This is a genomic window from Lysinibacillus sp. 10T31, assembly GCF_056394365.1.
This window is the reverse complement of the sequence record NZ_JBFTHS010000238.1, coordinates 1-398: the sequence shown is the minus strand read 5'-3', so window position 1 is coordinate 398 and position 398 is coordinate 1. Positions and strand designations below refer to the sequence as shown.

General features: G+C 43.0%; 1 protein-coding gene. It reads left to right on the top strand.

Annotated features, from left to right (window positions below):
* Positions 1 to 160 precede the first annotated feature (160 nt).
* A partial coding sequence (locus AC1DCY_RS27820) for a hypothetical protein (RefSeq protein ID WP_477356048.1) occupies positions 161 to 398 on the top strand: 238 nt, incomplete at its 3' end.

The following is a 398-nucleotide window of genomic DNA, read 5'->3' as shown; positions in this document are numbered from 1 at the left end:
TTACAGAATACCCTATTCATGATTTGCGCCCTGTATTATGTATTTAAATTTGAAGCCAATTTAAATCGCTCTATCACACAAAGACCTTCCCCCCAGGACAACTATCCCGAAACGATGCTACCACCAAACCACGCTATAGCTTCTTAACAGGCTTCCCAACATGACAGTTATCGCAGCGTTACTACTGCTATACACACTATCAATAGCATTACTAAATAAGCTATTCAGCTATTCCACACTGCTAACTCAACAAACCTTAGATCGTTCCTCACCACTAGATGCGCTTCGAGGGATCCTTGCAACATCAGTAGTGTGCCACCACTTCATTACCACATACTATTGGAAGACAACTGGAGTTTGGTCGCGCCCTGATAGCGACCTATTAAACAACCTAGGCA